At 70.1% G+C, this 14,690-nt stretch carries 13 protein-coding genes and 3 pseudogenes; 6 read left to right on the plus strand and 10 right to left on the minus strand.

Translation table 11 applies throughout. The annotated features are described in order from the left end of the window. Positions 1-116: 116 nt before the first annotated feature. The 6 genes and pseudogenes from AB0A94_RS27225 to AB0A94_RS27250 all read right to left on the minus strand — a co-directional run. Positions 117-1,508 carry an AI-2E family transporter gene (locus tag AB0A94_RS27225; protein WP_361748519.1) on the minus strand — a complete coding sequence of 464 codons (1,392 nt, stop codon included), beginning with the start codon at positions 1,506-1,508 and terminating at the stop codon, positions 117-119. A gap of 144 nt (positions 1,509-1,652) precedes the next feature. Next, positions 1,653-2,360, minus strand: coding sequence for a transglycosylase SLT domain-containing protein (locus AB0A94_RS27230; RefSeq protein WP_361748520.1), 708 nt, complete (start codon positions 2,358-2,360; stop codon positions 1,653-1,655). A gap of 408 nt (positions 2,361-2,768) precedes the next feature. Continuing rightward, a complete protein-coding gene (locus AB0A94_RS27235; RefSeq protein ID WP_361748522.1) occupies positions 2,769-4,094 on the minus strand; it encodes a PhoH family protein in 1,326 nt (441 codons plus the stop codon). Positions 4,095-4,397: 303 nt separating this feature from the next. Next, on the minus strand, positions 4,398-5,171 hold the full coding sequence (locus AB0A94_RS27240) for an isoprenyl transferase (protein ID WP_361748523.1): 774 nt from the start codon (positions 5,169-5,171) through the stop codon (positions 4,398-4,400). Positions 5,172-5,909: 738 nt separating this feature from the next. Beyond that, entirely contained in the window at positions 5,910-6,719 is an 810-nt protein-coding gene (locus AB0A94_RS27245; protein ID WP_361748524.1) for a class I SAM-dependent methyltransferase, read from the minus strand. A 42-nt stretch (positions 6,720-6,761) separates the two neighbouring features. Further along, positions 6,762-7,456 (minus strand): annotated as a pseudogene (locus tag AB0A94_RS27250) (LLM class flavin-dependent oxidoreductase); the annotation flags it as partial. Between the two features lie 352 nt (positions 7,457-7,808). On the opposite strand from AB0A94_RS27250, the gene AB0A94_RS27255 reads away from it, so the two are divergent. From AB0A94_RS27255 to AB0A94_RS27280, 6 genes and pseudogenes are all read left to right on the plus strand, one after another. Beyond that, on the plus strand, positions 7,809-8,489 hold the full coding sequence (locus AB0A94_RS27255) for a DUF4232 domain-containing protein (RefSeq protein ID WP_361748525.1): 681 nt from the start codon (positions 7,809-7,811) through the stop codon (positions 8,487-8,489). A 93-nt stretch (positions 8,490-8,582) separates the two neighbouring features. Then, the gene (locus AB0A94_RS27260; protein ID WP_361748526.1) at positions 8,583-10,106 is read left to right on the plus strand and encodes an alpha-1,2-mannosidase; all 1,524 of its coding nucleotides are present in this window, start codon (positions 8,583-8,585) and stop codon (positions 10,104-10,106) included. Positions 10,107-10,429: 323 nt separating this feature from the next. Further along, positions 10,430-10,795, plus strand: coding sequence for a DUF192 domain-containing protein (locus AB0A94_RS27265; protein ID WP_361748527.1), 366 nt, complete (start codon positions 10,430-10,432; stop codon positions 10,793-10,795). Between the two features lie 414 nt (positions 10,796-11,209). Further along, a pseudogene (locus tag AB0A94_RS27270) lies at positions 11,210-11,893 on the plus strand (DUF5753 domain-containing protein); the annotation flags it as partial. A 45-nt stretch (positions 11,894-11,938) separates the two neighbouring features. Continuing rightward, positions 11,939-12,127: pseudogene (locus tag AB0A94_RS27275) on the plus strand (hypothetical protein); the annotation flags it as partial. A gap of 108 nt (positions 12,128-12,235) precedes the next feature. Next, the gene (locus AB0A94_RS27280) at positions 12,236-12,589 is read left to right on the plus strand and encodes an ASCH domain-containing protein (RefSeq protein WP_361748607.1); all 354 of its coding nucleotides are present in this window, start codon (positions 12,236-12,238) and stop codon (positions 12,587-12,589) included. Here AB0A94_RS27280 and AB0A94_RS27285 read toward each other — a convergent pair. From AB0A94_RS27285 to AB0A94_RS27300, 4 genes are read right to left on the minus strand one after another with little or no spacing between them, the layout of a single operon-like run. Beyond that, positions 12,564-13,211, minus strand: a complete 648-nt coding sequence (locus tag AB0A94_RS27285) for an OmpA family protein (protein WP_361748528.1) — start codon at positions 13,209-13,211, stop codon at positions 12,564-12,566. The two genes, AB0A94_RS27280 and AB0A94_RS27285, sit on opposite strands and share 26 nt — an antisense overlap. Before the next feature lie 8 nt (positions 13,212-13,219). After that, positions 13,220-13,798: a hypothetical protein gene (locus AB0A94_RS27290; RefSeq protein ID WP_361748529.1), complete on the minus strand. Its 579-nt coding sequence runs from the start codon at positions 13,796-13,798 to the stop codon at positions 13,220-13,222. Between the two features lie 34 nt (positions 13,799-13,832). Further along, complete coding sequence (locus tag AB0A94_RS27295; protein ID WP_361748530.1) at positions 13,833-14,435, minus strand: pilus assembly protein TadG-related protein; 603 nt, start codon at positions 14,433-14,435, stop codon at positions 13,833-13,835. Next, entirely contained in the window at positions 14,432-14,665 is a 234-nt protein-coding gene (locus tag AB0A94_RS27300; protein ID WP_217129325.1) for a hypothetical protein, read from the minus strand. The genes AB0A94_RS27295 and AB0A94_RS27300 overlap by 4 nt, the downstream gene beginning before the upstream one ends. Positions 14,666-14,690: the final 25 nt, after the last annotated feature.

The following is a 14,690-nucleotide window of genomic DNA, read 5'->3' on the forward strand; positions in this document are numbered from 1 at the left end:
CACGGGTGGGCGCAGCGGTACCCCGCAAGCGCCGGGCTGCGCAACACCCCTCGCCCCGCACCGACACCGCTCACCGGGTACCGCAGCTGCGTCGCCGGACGGTGCGGCAGCCCCGCCTACTCCTCGCCGGTGTCCCCCGGCCGCTTCTCGCCCCCCGGTGCCGGAGGCCGGACCTCCGGCACCGCCGGCAGCGGGGCGTCCGGTTCGGACATCGCCGTGGCACCGCGCGGCCGGGGTGCCTGGATCGCGGCCTTCTCGTGAGAGTACGCGCGCAGATAACCGACGACGGTGTTGGTGACCGCGACCAGCGGCACGGCCACCACCGCTCCGCCGATGCCGGCCACCATGCCGCCCGAGGCGACCGCCAGCACCACCGCGAGCGGATGGACCCGGACCGCGCGGCCCAGGATGAACGGCTGGAGGATGTGCCCCTCGATCTGCTGCACCGCCAGCACCACCACCAGGGTCATGACGCCCGTGAACACCCCCTGGGTGACGAGCGCGACGACCACCGCGAGCGCTCCCGACACCACCGCACCCACGAGCGGGATGAACGAGAACAGGAAGATGAACACGGCGAGCGGCACCGCCATCGGCACATCGAGGAAGTAGATGCCGAGGCCGATGAAGATCGCGTCGATCAGAGCCACTATCACCGTGCCGCGCACGTACGCCGTCAGTGTCCGCCACGCCGCCGGACCCGCCCCGGCGACACCCGGGCGGGCCGCCGCCGGAACGAGCTTCAGCGACCACTGCCAGATCCGCTTGCCGTCGTAGAGCAGGAACAGCGTCGAGAAGACCGCCAGCAGGATGCCGGTGAGCGCCTCGACCACGACGGTCACGCCCTCCAGGCCCGCCGAGGTGATCTGCTCGGTGTTGGCGCCGACCGCTTCCCGCAGGTTCTTGGCGATCTCGTTGATCTGCTTGTCGGTGACGTGGAAGGGGCTGTTGAGCAGCCAGTTGCGCAGCTCGTCGATGCCGTCCTGGATCTGGTCGGAGAGGTTGTCGATGTTCTCCATGACCTGCCAGGTCACGAACCAGCCGATGAGGCCGATCACGACGAACCCGAACAGCGCCGTCAGCGCGGTGGCCGGCCCGCGGGGCACGCCGAGCCGCTTCATCCGCGCCACCGTCGGCTGCAGCAGCGCGGTGATCAGCAGCGCGGCCGCGAACGCCAGTACCACCAGCTGTACGGCGCTGATGACCCGCATGAGCACCCAGAGCGTGCCGGCCAGCACCAGCAGCCGCCAGCCGGCCTCGGCCGCGACCCGTACCCCCCAGGGCACGGCCTGCGCCGGGTCGGGGCGGGCCGGGACGACGACGGCCGGGTGTTCGAGCGGCGGCTCGGGGGCGGGTTCGGGGCGCGGGGTCTCCACCCGTTCGGGCCCGGGGTCCTCGGCGTCCGGCGGGCGGTCCCGCTCCACCTCGGCGCGGCGTTCCTCCAACCGCTTGCTGACCTCGGTCAGTCCGGCTCCGACCCGGCCGAGCCACCCTGGCACTCGCGACATGATCCGTCCTCTTCCCCCGTTTCTCCCCACCACTCACCCCTGGAGTCGTCGGTCAGACCGTACATGGCGAAAGCCCCGCACCGTAGGACGGTGCGGGGCTGTGCCGTGGTTGAGCGGGGCCGGTACTGCGGGCTCCCGGTCGCCCTAGTAGTAGTGGTTGGCCTGCCAGAACGTCCAGGCCTCGCACGGGCTACCGTAACGTTCGTTCATGTAGCCCAGACCCCACTTGATCTGGGTGGCCGGGTTCGTCGCCCAGTCGGCTCCGGCGGAGGACATCTTGGAGCCCGGGAGCGCCTGCATCAGGCCGTAGGCGTCGGAGGTCGGATTGTCGGCCATGTAGTTCCAGCTCGACTCGCGCTGCACGATGGTGCTGAAGCACTGGAACTGGTCCGCCGGGACGATCTGCCGGGCCATCGCCTGCACTTCGGCGATCGTGTAGGAGGACTGGACCGGGAAGCTGGACGCGTCGCGGGTCGCGGAACGGCTGGCGGCCTCCTTGGCCTCCGCGCGCTCCTTGGCCTCCCGCTCCGCCCTCTCCGCCTTCTCGGCCGCTTCCTTCTTCTTCGCGACCGCGGTCTCGGCGGCGGCCTTGCGGGCGGCCTCCTCGGCGTCCTTCTTGGCGCTCGCGTCCGCGGCGATGGCCATCGTTTCGGCCTGCTGCGTCAGGGACGCGGTCTGCACCTGGGCCTGCTGCCCCGCGGGGATGTCCGCGAGCAGCGTGGTGCCGCTTGCCGTCGCTTCGGCGTCGTTGTTCTGCGCGGTGCTGCCCGAGGCAACGCCGACGACGCTTCCGACAGCGGTGACCGCGGTGGCCGAGGCCACTGCGAATCCCCGGACCGAGATCCGGCTCACACGGTTTCCTTCCAGCATCGCCCGCTCCGGTGACCCTCGCGGACGCAATCGTGCCCCTGGCACTGGCCTCCCCAACTACGGGTCACGGAAGGCGCGGGCCCGGTGGGCAACTCCTACGGGGGAGCGCCGCGTGGTGCTCGGGCGGCATACGACGACGCTATGGAGTTAAAACTGTGGTGCCGTACCGCTGGGGGTACAGGTGTGTCGTATGCGGGGCCTGACAGGAGTGAGACTCTGCCGTAACCCGACGCCGCAAGGCAATTCTCTGTTGCGTGTGAAAGCTCACATCTCGTTTGGCCCCAGGGAATCCCGGAAATCCGCACACACGCCGACGCCGCCCGGCTAGGCTCTACGCCTTTCCGGACGGCGCCAACTACTCGGTAACCGGCCCTTGTTGGAATGCGCGGCTCAGATCTGCCCGTCTTCCAGCATTTCGGTCACAAGTGCGGCGATCTGGGACCTCTCGGACCGCGTCAGGGTGACGTGCGCGAACAGCGGGTGCCCCTTCAGCTTCTCGACGACGGCGACCACACCGTCGTACCGACCGACCCTCAGATTGTCCCGCTGGGCGACGTCATGGGTCAGAACGACCCGCGAGTTGGCCCCGATGCGGGACAGAACGGTCAGCAGGACGTTCCGCTCCAGCGACTGGGCCTCGTCCACGATCACGAACGCGTCGTGCAGCGAGCGGCCCCGGATGTGGGTGAGCGGCAGGACCTCCAGCATGCCGCGCGCGGTGACCTCCTCGATGACCTCCCGGCTGGTGACCGCCGACAGCGTGTCGAACACCGCCTGCGCCCAGGGGCTCATCTTCTCCGCCTCGGAACCCGGCAGATAACCGAGCTCCTGCCCGCCCACCGCGTACAGCGGACGGAAGACCATCACCTTCTGGTGCTGCCGGCGCTCCAGCACCGCCTCCAGACCGGCGCACAGGGCCAGCGCCGACTTGCCGGTGCCGGCCCGGCCGCCCATGGACACGATCCCGACGTCCGGGTCGAGCAGCAGGTCGAGCGCGATCCGCTGCTCGGCGCTGCGGCCCTTGATACCGAACGCCTCCCGGTCGCCGCGCACCAGACGGACGTTGCCCTCGGCGGTGACCCGCCCCAGCGCCTTGCCGCGCTCGGACTGGATGGTCAGCCCCGTGTGCACGGGCAGGCGGGCGGCCTCGGGCACGTACACGTGACCCTCTTCGAAGAGAACGTCCACCTGCTCGCCCGGCAGGGCCAGTTCGGACATTCCGGTCCAGCCGGAGGAGTCCGTGATGGCGAGCTCCGCGCGGTACTCCTCGGCGAGGAGTCCCACGGAGGACGCCTTGATCCGGAGCGGGAGGTCCTTCGACACGACGGTGACGTCGAACCCCTCGGCCTGCAGGTTGCGGGCGACCGCGAGGATGCGGGAGTCGTTGTCCCCCAGGCGGTAGCCACTGGGCAGCACGCCGGGGTCCGAGTGGTTGAGCTCGACCCGCACGGTCCCGCCGAGGTCCCCGGTGGGAATGGGGGCGTCGAGACGGCCGTACCTCACCCGGTAGTCGTCCAGCAGACGCAGCGCCTGCCGGGCGAAATAGCCGAGTTCGGGATGGTTCCGCTTGGCCTCCAGCTCTGTCACCACGACGACGGGGAGCACGACCTCGTGCTCGTCGAAGCGGCTCAGGGCATTGGGATCGGCTAGCAGGACACTGGTGTCGAGAACATAGGTGCGCCGGTCGGGCTTGTGGCGCTTTGCGCTGGTCACCACGGAAGAACGTACCCCCTCGGATGAGGTCGGGGAGCGACGAGGCGGAGCTGGACCGGTCGACGGCCCTCGTGCACAGCGGGCCGAGAACCGGCCCTCCGCCGCTTCTTCCGTGCCGTGACCGCACGGTCGGGCTGGTGCAAAGGGCCTCCCGGGCGGACGGCTTCGATGCCGCCCGCTGAGATCCGACACCCGTGGTTCGGGTGTCGACCTGTCTGGGTTATGCCCTCGAACGAACGCCGCCATGCCACGGCATATGACGGCGCGCCGGTGAACTCCGTGTGACCTGCGGTGGCCGCGGGGCGCTCAGCCGCCGTAGCGTCGGTGACGGGCGGCGTAGTCGCGCATCGCGCGCAGGAAGTCGACCTTGCGGAAGGCCGGCCAGAACACGTCGCAGAAGTAGTACTCCGAGTGCGCGGTCTGCCAGAGCATGAATCCGGACAGCCGCTGCTCACCGCTGGTGCGGATGACGAGGTCCGGGTCGGGCTGGGCGCGGGTGTAGAGGTGACGCCCGATCATGTCGATGTCGACGGCCTCGGCGAGCTCGTCCATCGACGTGCCCCGCTCGTGGGCGTCCAGCAGCATGGACCGCACCGCGTCGGCGATCTCCTGGCGACCGCCGTATCCGATGGCGACGTTGACCACTATCCCGTCGACGTCCGAGGTGGCCTGCTCGGCCTCCTTCAGGGTGGTCTGCATCCCGGAGGGCAGCAGGTCGCGCGTGCCGACGTGGTGCACCCGCCAGCGTCCGTCGGCGGCGAGGGTGCGCACCACGTCCTCGATGATGCCGAGGAGCGGGACGAGCTCCTCCTTCGGCCGGTCGAAGTTGTCCGTCGACAGCAGCCAGAGGGTGACGACCTCGACGTCCGTCTCACTGCACCAGCCGAGGAACTCCCCGATCTTGTCCGCACCGGCCCGGTGGCCGTGGACGGTGCTGGAACCCGCGGCCTTCGCCCAGCGGCGGTTGCCGTCCATGATGACGCCGATGTGCTTGGGCACCTGAGCGGTGTCCAGGTGACCTTCCACCCGGCGTGCGTACAGCCTGACCAGCAGGCTCCGCAGCTTGTCGCGCAGGTTCACGTGATCGTCAGCCCCTCCGTGCGGATCGGACAGGCGCGGCGCTCCCCCGCCGCGTCGCGCGGCGAGCGGCCCGGTCTCGGCAGCGGGCGGCCCCTGTCCGTGTGGCGGTCCCCGAAGGCGAAGCGTACCCCTGCCGGGGCGGGGGTCCCCAAAGTCCGGGGTGGTCGCACCCGCCGGCCGTCCGGCGGCGGTGCGCGGTTCGCCACTCGCGCCCGTACGGGTACCGCGCGCGGTTTGCCCGCGGCCCCGGACCACCGCCCCGTCGGGCGCTCGCCCCGGGCCGAGAAAAAACGGGCCGGTCCGTGGGGGGGAGACGGACCGGCCCGAGGGGGGGTTTCCACCATAACCCTTCGTAAGTGATGCTGCGTACATCGGCGCGCCACAACTACTCTCCGAAACCGCCCGACAACGCGTAGACGCCCCCGGAAGGCCCTCTTCAGGGCTCTGAGGTGGCTGAAACACAGCGAAATCGCGTGGAAAACGATCGATGAGGGGACTCTGTGCCGGATGTGACACCGTCCGCCAACAGGGTGATCGCACTTTCGGCCATCCCTCCGACGGGCGACCCGGGCGCGGACGCCGGATTGACCCGAGGGGGCCGATTCGGGCACCGCGCAGCCCCCTCCGCTGCGCGGTAACGCCACCCCCTCGCAGCTTTGCTGACGCGAATCATCTTGGTCCGAACCTATGTGATCCCCTGCTCCGCGAACCAGCCGCACCCCATAACGATGCGGAAACTCATGAACGCGGGGCGCCGCCCGCTCCGCCCTTGCGGGCGTGGAAGAGATGCCGGGTGCTGTGGGCCACGAAGGCTCCCTCGGTCCCGATCCGCTCGTGCAGGGCGCGCAGCCGCGGCAGATACGCCTCGACGGTGAAACCGGGGACCATCCAGATCACCTTGCGCAGGAAGTGGACGACGGCGGCGATGTCGTAGAACTCGACACGCAGCCGTTCGGCCCGCAGATCGACGATCTCCAGCCCGGCGGCCTCGGCCGCGCGTCGCTCACGGTCCGGATGCCGCGCGTCGCGCCGCTCGTCCGGCTGCGCCCCGAGGAAGTGCTCGACGAGCTCGTGGACGCTGCCGGGCCCCACATGCTGGGCGAAGTAGACGCCACCGTCCTGGAGGACCCGCGCGATCTCCTTCCACGGGGCCTCGACGGGATGCCGGCTGACGACGAGGTCGAAGGTCCCGTCCGCGAAGGGCAGCGGCGCGTCCTCGGGCGAGGCCACGACGGCGACACCGCGCGGCCGGAGCACGGCCGTGGCCTTGGCGACGTTGGGCGCCCAGCCCTCGGTGGCGACGGCGAGCCGGGGCCGCCGAGGGGCGTGGGCGAGGGCGAAGTCCAGGACCTCCCCTCCCCCGGTCTGGACGTCGAGCACGGCGTCGGCCCGGCCCAGCCGCCCGGCCATCGTCGTGGCATACCCCCACGAGGGCCGGGCCTCGCTGGCCCGCCCCTCGAACCAGGAGAAGTCCCATCCCTCGGTGGGCGCGGAGGCACCTTCCGCGATCAGCTCTTCGAAGGTGCGGTGGCTCGCCCTGTCCGTCATGCACCGATCATGCCCGGCGGAGCCCCGCACTGTCCTCCGGCTTTACGGCACCAACGGCCGTACCTCCTCCGCCACGAACCGCACGAACCCCTCCGGGTCCGGTTCGTCACTGGTCGGCCGGAGAACGACCGAGTCGGCCCCGGCCCCGGCGAGCCGCCGTACGGCCTTGGCGACGGTCCCCGCGTCCCCGGCGACCCCGACTTCCGCTTCCCCGTCGACCCCCTCGGCGACCAGATCGGCCCGCACCCGCTCACCGGCGCCGACTCCCGTGGCGGCGAGCAGATGCACGACGACCTTGTGGGGTCCGTCGGTACGCCCCGCTGCGGCCCGCCCCTCGTCGATGAGCCGGCGCGCCCGCCGCACCCCCTCGGGCGGGGTGTCGGCGGTGAGGACGGTCCCGTCGGCGACCTCACCGGTGAGCCGCACGGTACGGGGCCCGGTGGCGCCGGCGAGAACCTCCACCGGCCCCTGCGGCGGCCGGTCCAGGGCGACGTCGTCGAGCCTGACGTACCGCCCCCGGTGGTGACCCTCTCCCCTCCCAGCAGGGCCCGCGGTGCGACGAGATGCTCCCGCAACAGGGTGAGCGGTGACTCGGTCCGCGCCCCGACCTGCCCCATCCAGTCCTGCACCCCGTGCCCGACGCCGAGGATCGCGCGCCCCGGGAACATCCGGTGCAGGCCGGCGGCCTCCATGGCCGTCATGGCGACGTTCCGCAACGGCACGGGCAGCAGCCCGACCCAGGGAAACAGGCTTCGCCCGGCCACTCGACCTCGACCTCGAGCGAGCGAGCAGCACGGGATCCCGGGCGATCCAGTCAACGTACGCACCGGACGTCACCTGTTCGCCGGCAACGCCCGCCCGAGCCCGGCTCCACCAGTCGGGGCGGCCGGGCGGTGAGCGGTAGGACATCGGTTTCAACTCGGCCATGGATCGGACGAGTTCGTGGTCATGTCACCCTTCTGTGACAGCGATGTCGTGGAACGACGGCAGCGGGATCCCTCCGGCTCGCGGACCCCTCATAGTGATCGAAGAAGCACCGGGAAGCCGGAACCGCTTCGACCTCACCCACCGACCAGCAAGGGGATTTCAATGTTCGGCAACCGTCGCAAGGCCTTCCTCGTCTCCGCGGCCCTCGTGGGCGGCGCCATGCTGATGACCGCCTGCCAGGACACGGACGCGGACACGGACACCGGTGCCGCGGGCAGTTCCTCGTCCGCCGCCTCGACCGGCGGCACGGCCACCCCGTCGTCCGGCTCGTCGGCCGAGGGCAGCGGTCAGGGCACCGACGAGGGCACGGACACGACGAGCAAGGGAACCGGGGACGGGGCCGGCTCCGGCGTCGACACCGGTGACGGGGAGCGGGCGGCGGTCGAGCAGACCTGCGGCGCCAACGACATCTCCTGGAGCACCAGGTCCGAGACGCAGGGCGGCGGATACATCCTGATCACGGCGAAGGCGAAGTCGGGCATCACCTGCTACCTGCCCGCCGCGCTGCCGACCGTGGCGTTCGGGTCCGACGGTACGCAGGCCGGTCCCGCGGAGCAGTCCGTCGGCCAGCAGATCAAGCTGACCGGGAGCACCACCGCCTACGCCGGGGTCAACCCGAAGACCACCAGCGGCGACGGCGGCAAGGAGCTGGACAGCATCATCGTCGGCGTCGGTGACGCCGACCCCAACCCGGTCTCCCTGCCGGTCGACACCATCACCGTCGAGGACCCGATCGTCACCAACTGGCACACCTCCCCGGCGGACGCCGTTCCCTTCGCCTGAACGGCGATGTCAGTCCGGCCCACTAGGGTCCTGGATCACAGTCACCACCGCGTGGTGACTTCTGCTGACGAACCGTCATGACCTGGAGTGCTCATGGGCTTTGAGGCCACCTACGCCGACTTCTCCGTCGATCCGACCCGGCTGGCGAACTCCGATGTCAGGTTTCACGGGGCCCGGTTCGCCGGGTCGCACGTGGCGTTGAGTGCGGGCGGGAGCGTGACGCTGGACTTCGAGGTGGAGGACCCGGAGGACGTCCCCCAGGCGACGCTCACCGTCACGGCCCTCGTCTCCAAGCTCGGCTCCGACCTCGGGTACGCCCCGATGACCGTGCTGCTCCAGGGCGAGACGCTGGCCGAGGACCTGACGGTGCCCGGCGGTGGGGACCTGCCCCAGGACAACGTTTTCGCCGTGCCCGGGCGCCTGCTGAAGCCCGGCACCAACACCCTGGAGATACGCTCCTCGGCCAAGGCCGGCAGCATGCTCTGGCTCTACCGGATCACCCTGGACCCCGTCTGGGAGCGTGGCCGTTCCGAGCGTGCGCGGGTGGCCGAGGCCGCCCGGGACTCGGTCTTCTCCTACCGTACGGAACTCCGTCCCGCGCACTCCTCTTCCGCCTCCTGGCAGGCGGCCCCCCGGCTGCTCTTCCACATCGACCGGGACGAGCACTCCCTGCCCGCGCAGCTCGGCTGGCGCGGTGAGGACGGGGCCGAGTCCGCCATCAGCTTCCAGTCCAACATGTCCGACTTCCACGGCGTGTACCGCGCCGCGGACGGTACGGCGTACGAGTACCGGGGGCGGCTCACCGACCGCCGGCCGTTCTCGGAGGACACCGCGAACCTCTCGGCGTCCCCCCTGCACCGCTTCCACACGGAGGAGGGATGGGGCGGCCGCTGGCACACCTCCCACGAACTGCGCCTGCTGGTCGACGACGGCGGGGCGCCCGTCGAGCGGGTGACCTGGCGCGATCAGCGGGGCAACTCCGGGGTGGCCGTGCTGCACGCCGCCACCTCCGAGGTCGAGGTGACCGGCGTCGAGGCGAGCGACGAGTTCGACGAAGGGGGCGAGGGAGCCGACAACCTCCTCGAGGACCAGCGCAGCAAGTGGCTGACGTTCGAGGAGACCGCCCACCTCGACTTCACCCTCGCCCGCCCCGCCTCCGTCGCCTCGTACTCCCTGATGTCGGCGAACGACTTCGCCGAGCGCGATCCCCGCGACTGGACCCTCCTCGGCTCCCACGACGGCCACACGTGGACGCCGCTGGACACGCGCAGCGGTGAGAAGTTCACCGAGCGCTTCCAGACGAGGGAGTTCCACCTCCGCTCCACCGCCCGGGCCTACCGCCACTACCGTCTCGACATCACCCGCAACGCCGGCGGGTCCGAGGTCCAGCTCGCCCGGGTCCGGTTCGCCGAAGCACCCGCCGGGCAGGCGTTCACGGGTTACTACCAGCGCTACAACGAGGGCCCCATCGGCTACCGCGGCACACCGGTCGCCGCCGCGCCCTCCGTCCTCCCCACGGCTCCCCTCGTCGCCTCGGAGCTCCAGGCCGCCGTCGCGAGCCTGTCCGAGACGGCCCAGACGCTGGCCGCGCTGGCGGCACGACTCCGCACGCACTGATCTCGAGCGGCCTGCGGGGACACGTTCGGTGCGGACGGCCGGGGACGTCGCGCGCGAGCCGGTTCCGCAGGCACGCGCTGAGGGTCGCTTCGAACCGCTCTTCCCGCATCAGTACGGGTCGTCGTGGTGTGAGGTTCTGAAAGAACGGGAACATCTCAGCCTCCAGTGTTCATGTTCCGCTCATTTGAGTGCATGAGGGACATTCGTCCGCCGGATGCTCACTCTTTTTCGCACAGTGAGGGGTCATGCGCCCTCGGGGCGCCCTGGGGATACGTTCGGTGTGGACGTTGTGGTCGGTCGGCGGTGGAGGGGGTCGGTCGGGGATGGGGCGCTGGCGGGACGGGCGTGGGGAGCTGACCGTACGGGGGAACGGTGAGGAGGCGCCGGTACGCGTTCCGCTGGAGATGGCCGCCTCCTATCGGGCCCGCACCAGAGGGTTGCTGGGGCGGGACTCCCTGGACGGGGTGCTGCTGCTCTCCCCCGCCAACAGCGTGCACACCTTCCGCATGCGCATGCCCATCGACGTCGCCTATCTCGACCGGCGGCTCCGGGTCATCGCCGTCCGCACCATGGCGCCGGGACGGCTCGGCCTGCCCCGGCTCCGGGCACGGCATGTGCTGGAAGCCGAAGCCGAGGCGATGGAGGGGTGGGGGCTCCGGGTCGGGGCCCGGGTGGAAGTGAACCTTTAGGGCGCCGCCGCCGTGTACGTCCGCGCCCCTCCCTGGGCAGGACCGCCCACATGCGGGTCCCTCCGCCCGGCTCCCGCGCGTCACCGGAGCCCCAGTCGCCGGCGCAGGCCCGCACCACGCGGGCCAGCACCCGGAGCGCGGCCCGACGACGGGTGTCGCAGGCCGTGGCGAGGCGGGGGTGCGTGTGGCGGGGGTGTGCGTCGTAGAAGGTCGCGCGGAGGGCTTCGTCGCGGTAGCGGAGCGATACGTACAGCTCCGCGGTGGGGGCCAGGCGGTTGCAGGCACGGACAACTCCTGACGGCAAGTGGTTGCGGCTCCACCCGGTGGCTCGTCCCCTTGAACGCGAACGCACCCCTCCCAGGGCAGGAGTACGCGGCCGGGCTGCTGGGGATCGAGCGGACCCGGCTGTCCGACATGGAGTCGGGCATCAGGCCCTTCCCAGCCGAGCGCGTACGCACGTTGGCCTGCGACTACGCGTGCGACGACGGTGCTTACGTCGATGCCTTGGCCGCCCTGGCGGAAGGCGGGGAACGCGGATGGTGGGAGCAGTACAGGGGCACGCTGCCCGCGGGACCGCTGGACGTCGCCGAGCTGGAATGGCACGCCACTCGGGTTCGCACCGCACAGGTCATGCACGTACCTGGGCTACTCCAGAGCGAGGAGTACGCCCGAACGGTGTTCGCCGCGGTGCTCCCGCGCTTGAGCCGATGGGAGGTCGAGCTCCGCGTGGCCCATCGCACGGAGCGCCAACAGGTGTTCCAGCGAGCCGAGCCGCTTTCCTACGTGGCCTACGTCCACGAGGCGGCGCTACGCATGCCGTACGGAGGTCCGGAGGTGACCCGGCAGCAACTCGACCGGCTCATCGCCGAGTCCGAGCGTGACGGGCTCGACGTGCGGGTCGTCCCGAACAGCGCGGGCGGCTTCCCCGGCGTGGGACACGCCCTGCTGTACGCCGAGGGAGCCGTGCCCCGACTCGACACCGTGCAGTTGGACTCGGCTCACGGGCCGGAATTCACCGGTGCCGAGGCGCAGCTCACCAAGTACCGTTCCCACCTGGACTGGACGGACAACGCGGCGCTGCCTGCGGCGGCCCCGCGGGAGCTGATCCGCACCGTTGCCCGTGACATCCGAGGAGCCACGATCATGGCCGACATCGGCTGGTAAGAGCCCTTCTGCGGTGAAGGAAACAATTGCTCCCGCATGGGCACCGACCTCGACGGCAACGCCTACATCGCCGTCGCCGGGCAGGAGGACACCCCGCTCACCGACAGCAGAGAGGCCCTGCGCGCCCTCGTCCTGGAGATCAAGGCGGGCAAGGCCGACCACCCGCTCCAGGAACTGCGGGACGATCGGTGCGGAGACGGACGCCGGAAGGGAAGTGGAACCATGTGGCCACGGGTGAACGGCATGCGGGCGCTGGAGCTCGGCACCATCGGTGAAATGCGGGAGCGGCTCAACGCTCTCGTCCTGGCCGGGAGGAAAACCGCCACCACCGGGCTGCTGGCCGAGTACGTCGAGGAGACGGAGGGCCTGGAGTTCGAGGGTGAGCGCCTGGCGCTTCTCGGGAACGACGGAGACTGCGTCGCCACGATCGAGATCACCGGCGTCGAGCTGACTTCCTTCGGCGGTGTCACGTGGGAACACGCCACCGCCGAAGGAGAGGGCGACCGATCGCTGGACGAGTGGCGGACCGGACACAGGCGCTTCTGGGAAGGCATCGGCACCCCGGTGGACGAGGACACGCCGCTGGTGTGCCTGCGGTTCCGGCTCAGCTCGCCGTGCGCGGGAAGGTGATCTCGACCCTGCGGTTCTTCTTGCGGCCGGCCTCCGTGGAGTTGTCGGCGATCGGGTACTGCTCGCCGTAACCGCGCACCTCGTAGGTGATGTTCGCGTCGCTCAGCTCCTGCCCCAGGATCGCCTGTACGGCGTTGGCGCGCCGACGGGACAGGACGTCACCGTGAGCGGACGAGCCCAGGTTGTCGGTGAAGCCGAAGACGCGGACCTTCGTCGCGTTCTGCGTCTTGATCTCGCCCGCGATCGTGACGATACGGGCCTTCGCCTCCGCACCGAGCTTCGCACTGTCCTTGCCGAACAGCACCTCGGCCTGGAGCGCGAACGTCACGTCGGAGTTGGTGTCCTCACGACGCTCGTCGCCACTCTTGTCCTCCACGATCTGCTTGATGTCCAGGACCTTGGGCTCGGTGAGGGTGGCGCCCTCCGGGAGCTTGAGGTCGGGGTCGTTCGGGTCGACTTCCACGGGGGCCGACGCAGACGCTTCGGTCCCTGGGGGAACGCTGGGTCCGTCGTCCGCGTGGGCCACCGCCGCGCCGTACAGGTTGGTGGCGGCCATGACCGTGGCAACCGAGAGGACCAGGGCGAGGCGGGGCGGCGCCGGGCGGATCGGGGTTCGAGTCATGGCCGACCTCACCCGGAGATCTTGATCGTGCCGCTGGTGAACGTCGGTACCTGGAGGTCGACCTCGATCGTGTCCGCCGGCGGCGCGGGGAACTGCATGAAGACAGGCAGGGTCTGCCCCGCTTCCAGATTTCCCAGGCCCGTTGTGGTCAGCGGTCGGCCGTCCGTGTCTCGCAGCACGTAATAGCGCTTCTTCCCCTTTGAGTCCACGAGGGTGGCTCCACCGAGCGACGAACCATGCTTGACGACCTCGGTCTCGTCACCGCTCGTCTGTGGCGGAACCACCACTGATTCGGCACCGTCGTTCTTCACGGTCCCGTTCACCGTGATGAATCCGCCGGAATCACGCTTGGCGGAGGTGATCTGGAGGAGCAGCCCGTCCGTGCCCCGCAGTTCGGCCAGGGGCGTCTTCGCCTGTTCCTCCTGAGCACTCGGGTTCGATCCACTGTCCTTGGACGCAGATGACGAAGGCTTCGGCTTGTCGTCGTCACCACCGCCACCGCAAGCCGCCACGCCGAGAGCCAGACCGGCTACAGCAGTCAACGCGACCATCCCCCTGCGGGCCTTGGCAGTGATCCGAATGCTCATCTCTCCGCTTCCTTCATCACTCGTCGTTCGCTTGTCAGTCGGCCAGGTGGACGTCGAACAGATCCTCGGGCTCGGGAAGGAGGTCGACGGGCCCTTTCGGGTCCAGCTCCCATTCCTCACCCTCGCAGGTGAGCAGCGGCAGTACGTCCTCTCCAGCGTCCTCGGACGGGAGCTGGAAAGTGCAGCGGGGCTCGATCACGGCCGTGGCGGTCGCGTGGGAACGACGATTCTCCGTGCCGGGGACGATGGAGTCTCCAACGGTCCTATTGGTCTGAACCTCGACCTTGTAGCCGAGTAGGCCCTCCAGACCGCATCCGACCACGCTGGCGTCGTTCTGCGCGGCAAGCTCGTACGCCCGCCCACAGGTGAGACCGATACCATCGACATTTCCATCGAAGATGGCCTGCCACTTCGCCGGGTCGAGCAGGTCCTGAACCCATCGGTCCGCGAGTGCGTCCCTGGTGTCCTGTGCCGCCGCGAGTGCCGCCGCGTCGGCAGCGGTCTGCGCGCCGTTCCTGTTCACCGCGGCCTGGCCGACCGCGAAGTACGCGAACGCGAGAAAGAGCAGGCCCCCCACCACCGTGATGTAGATGGGGAAGGCCTGCCCTGCGTCGCCGTACCGGTGGAGTCGCCTCAAGGAGCGACCTTGGCGATCTGCGCAGTGATCTTGCCGAAGATTGTCTGGCCGAGACTGGTGCCGTTGACCGCGAGCACAATCAGCACCACCACCGCGATGATGCCCAGGTACTCGACCGCCGTCTGCCCCTTGTCGGCGTTGCGGCGCCGCAGGGCCTCGACCGTCGTGTTCTTCCAGCCGTTGACGCGGACCTTGGTCGCGACGGCGGTCTTGATCATCAGGTCGCTCATGGTGTTCCCCTCCGGCTGACGCGGT

The sequence above is a fragment of the Streptomyces sp. NPDC044984 genome (assembly GCF_040646935.1).
GTDB lineage: Bacteria > Actinomycetota > Actinomycetes > Streptomycetales > Streptomycetaceae > Streptomyces.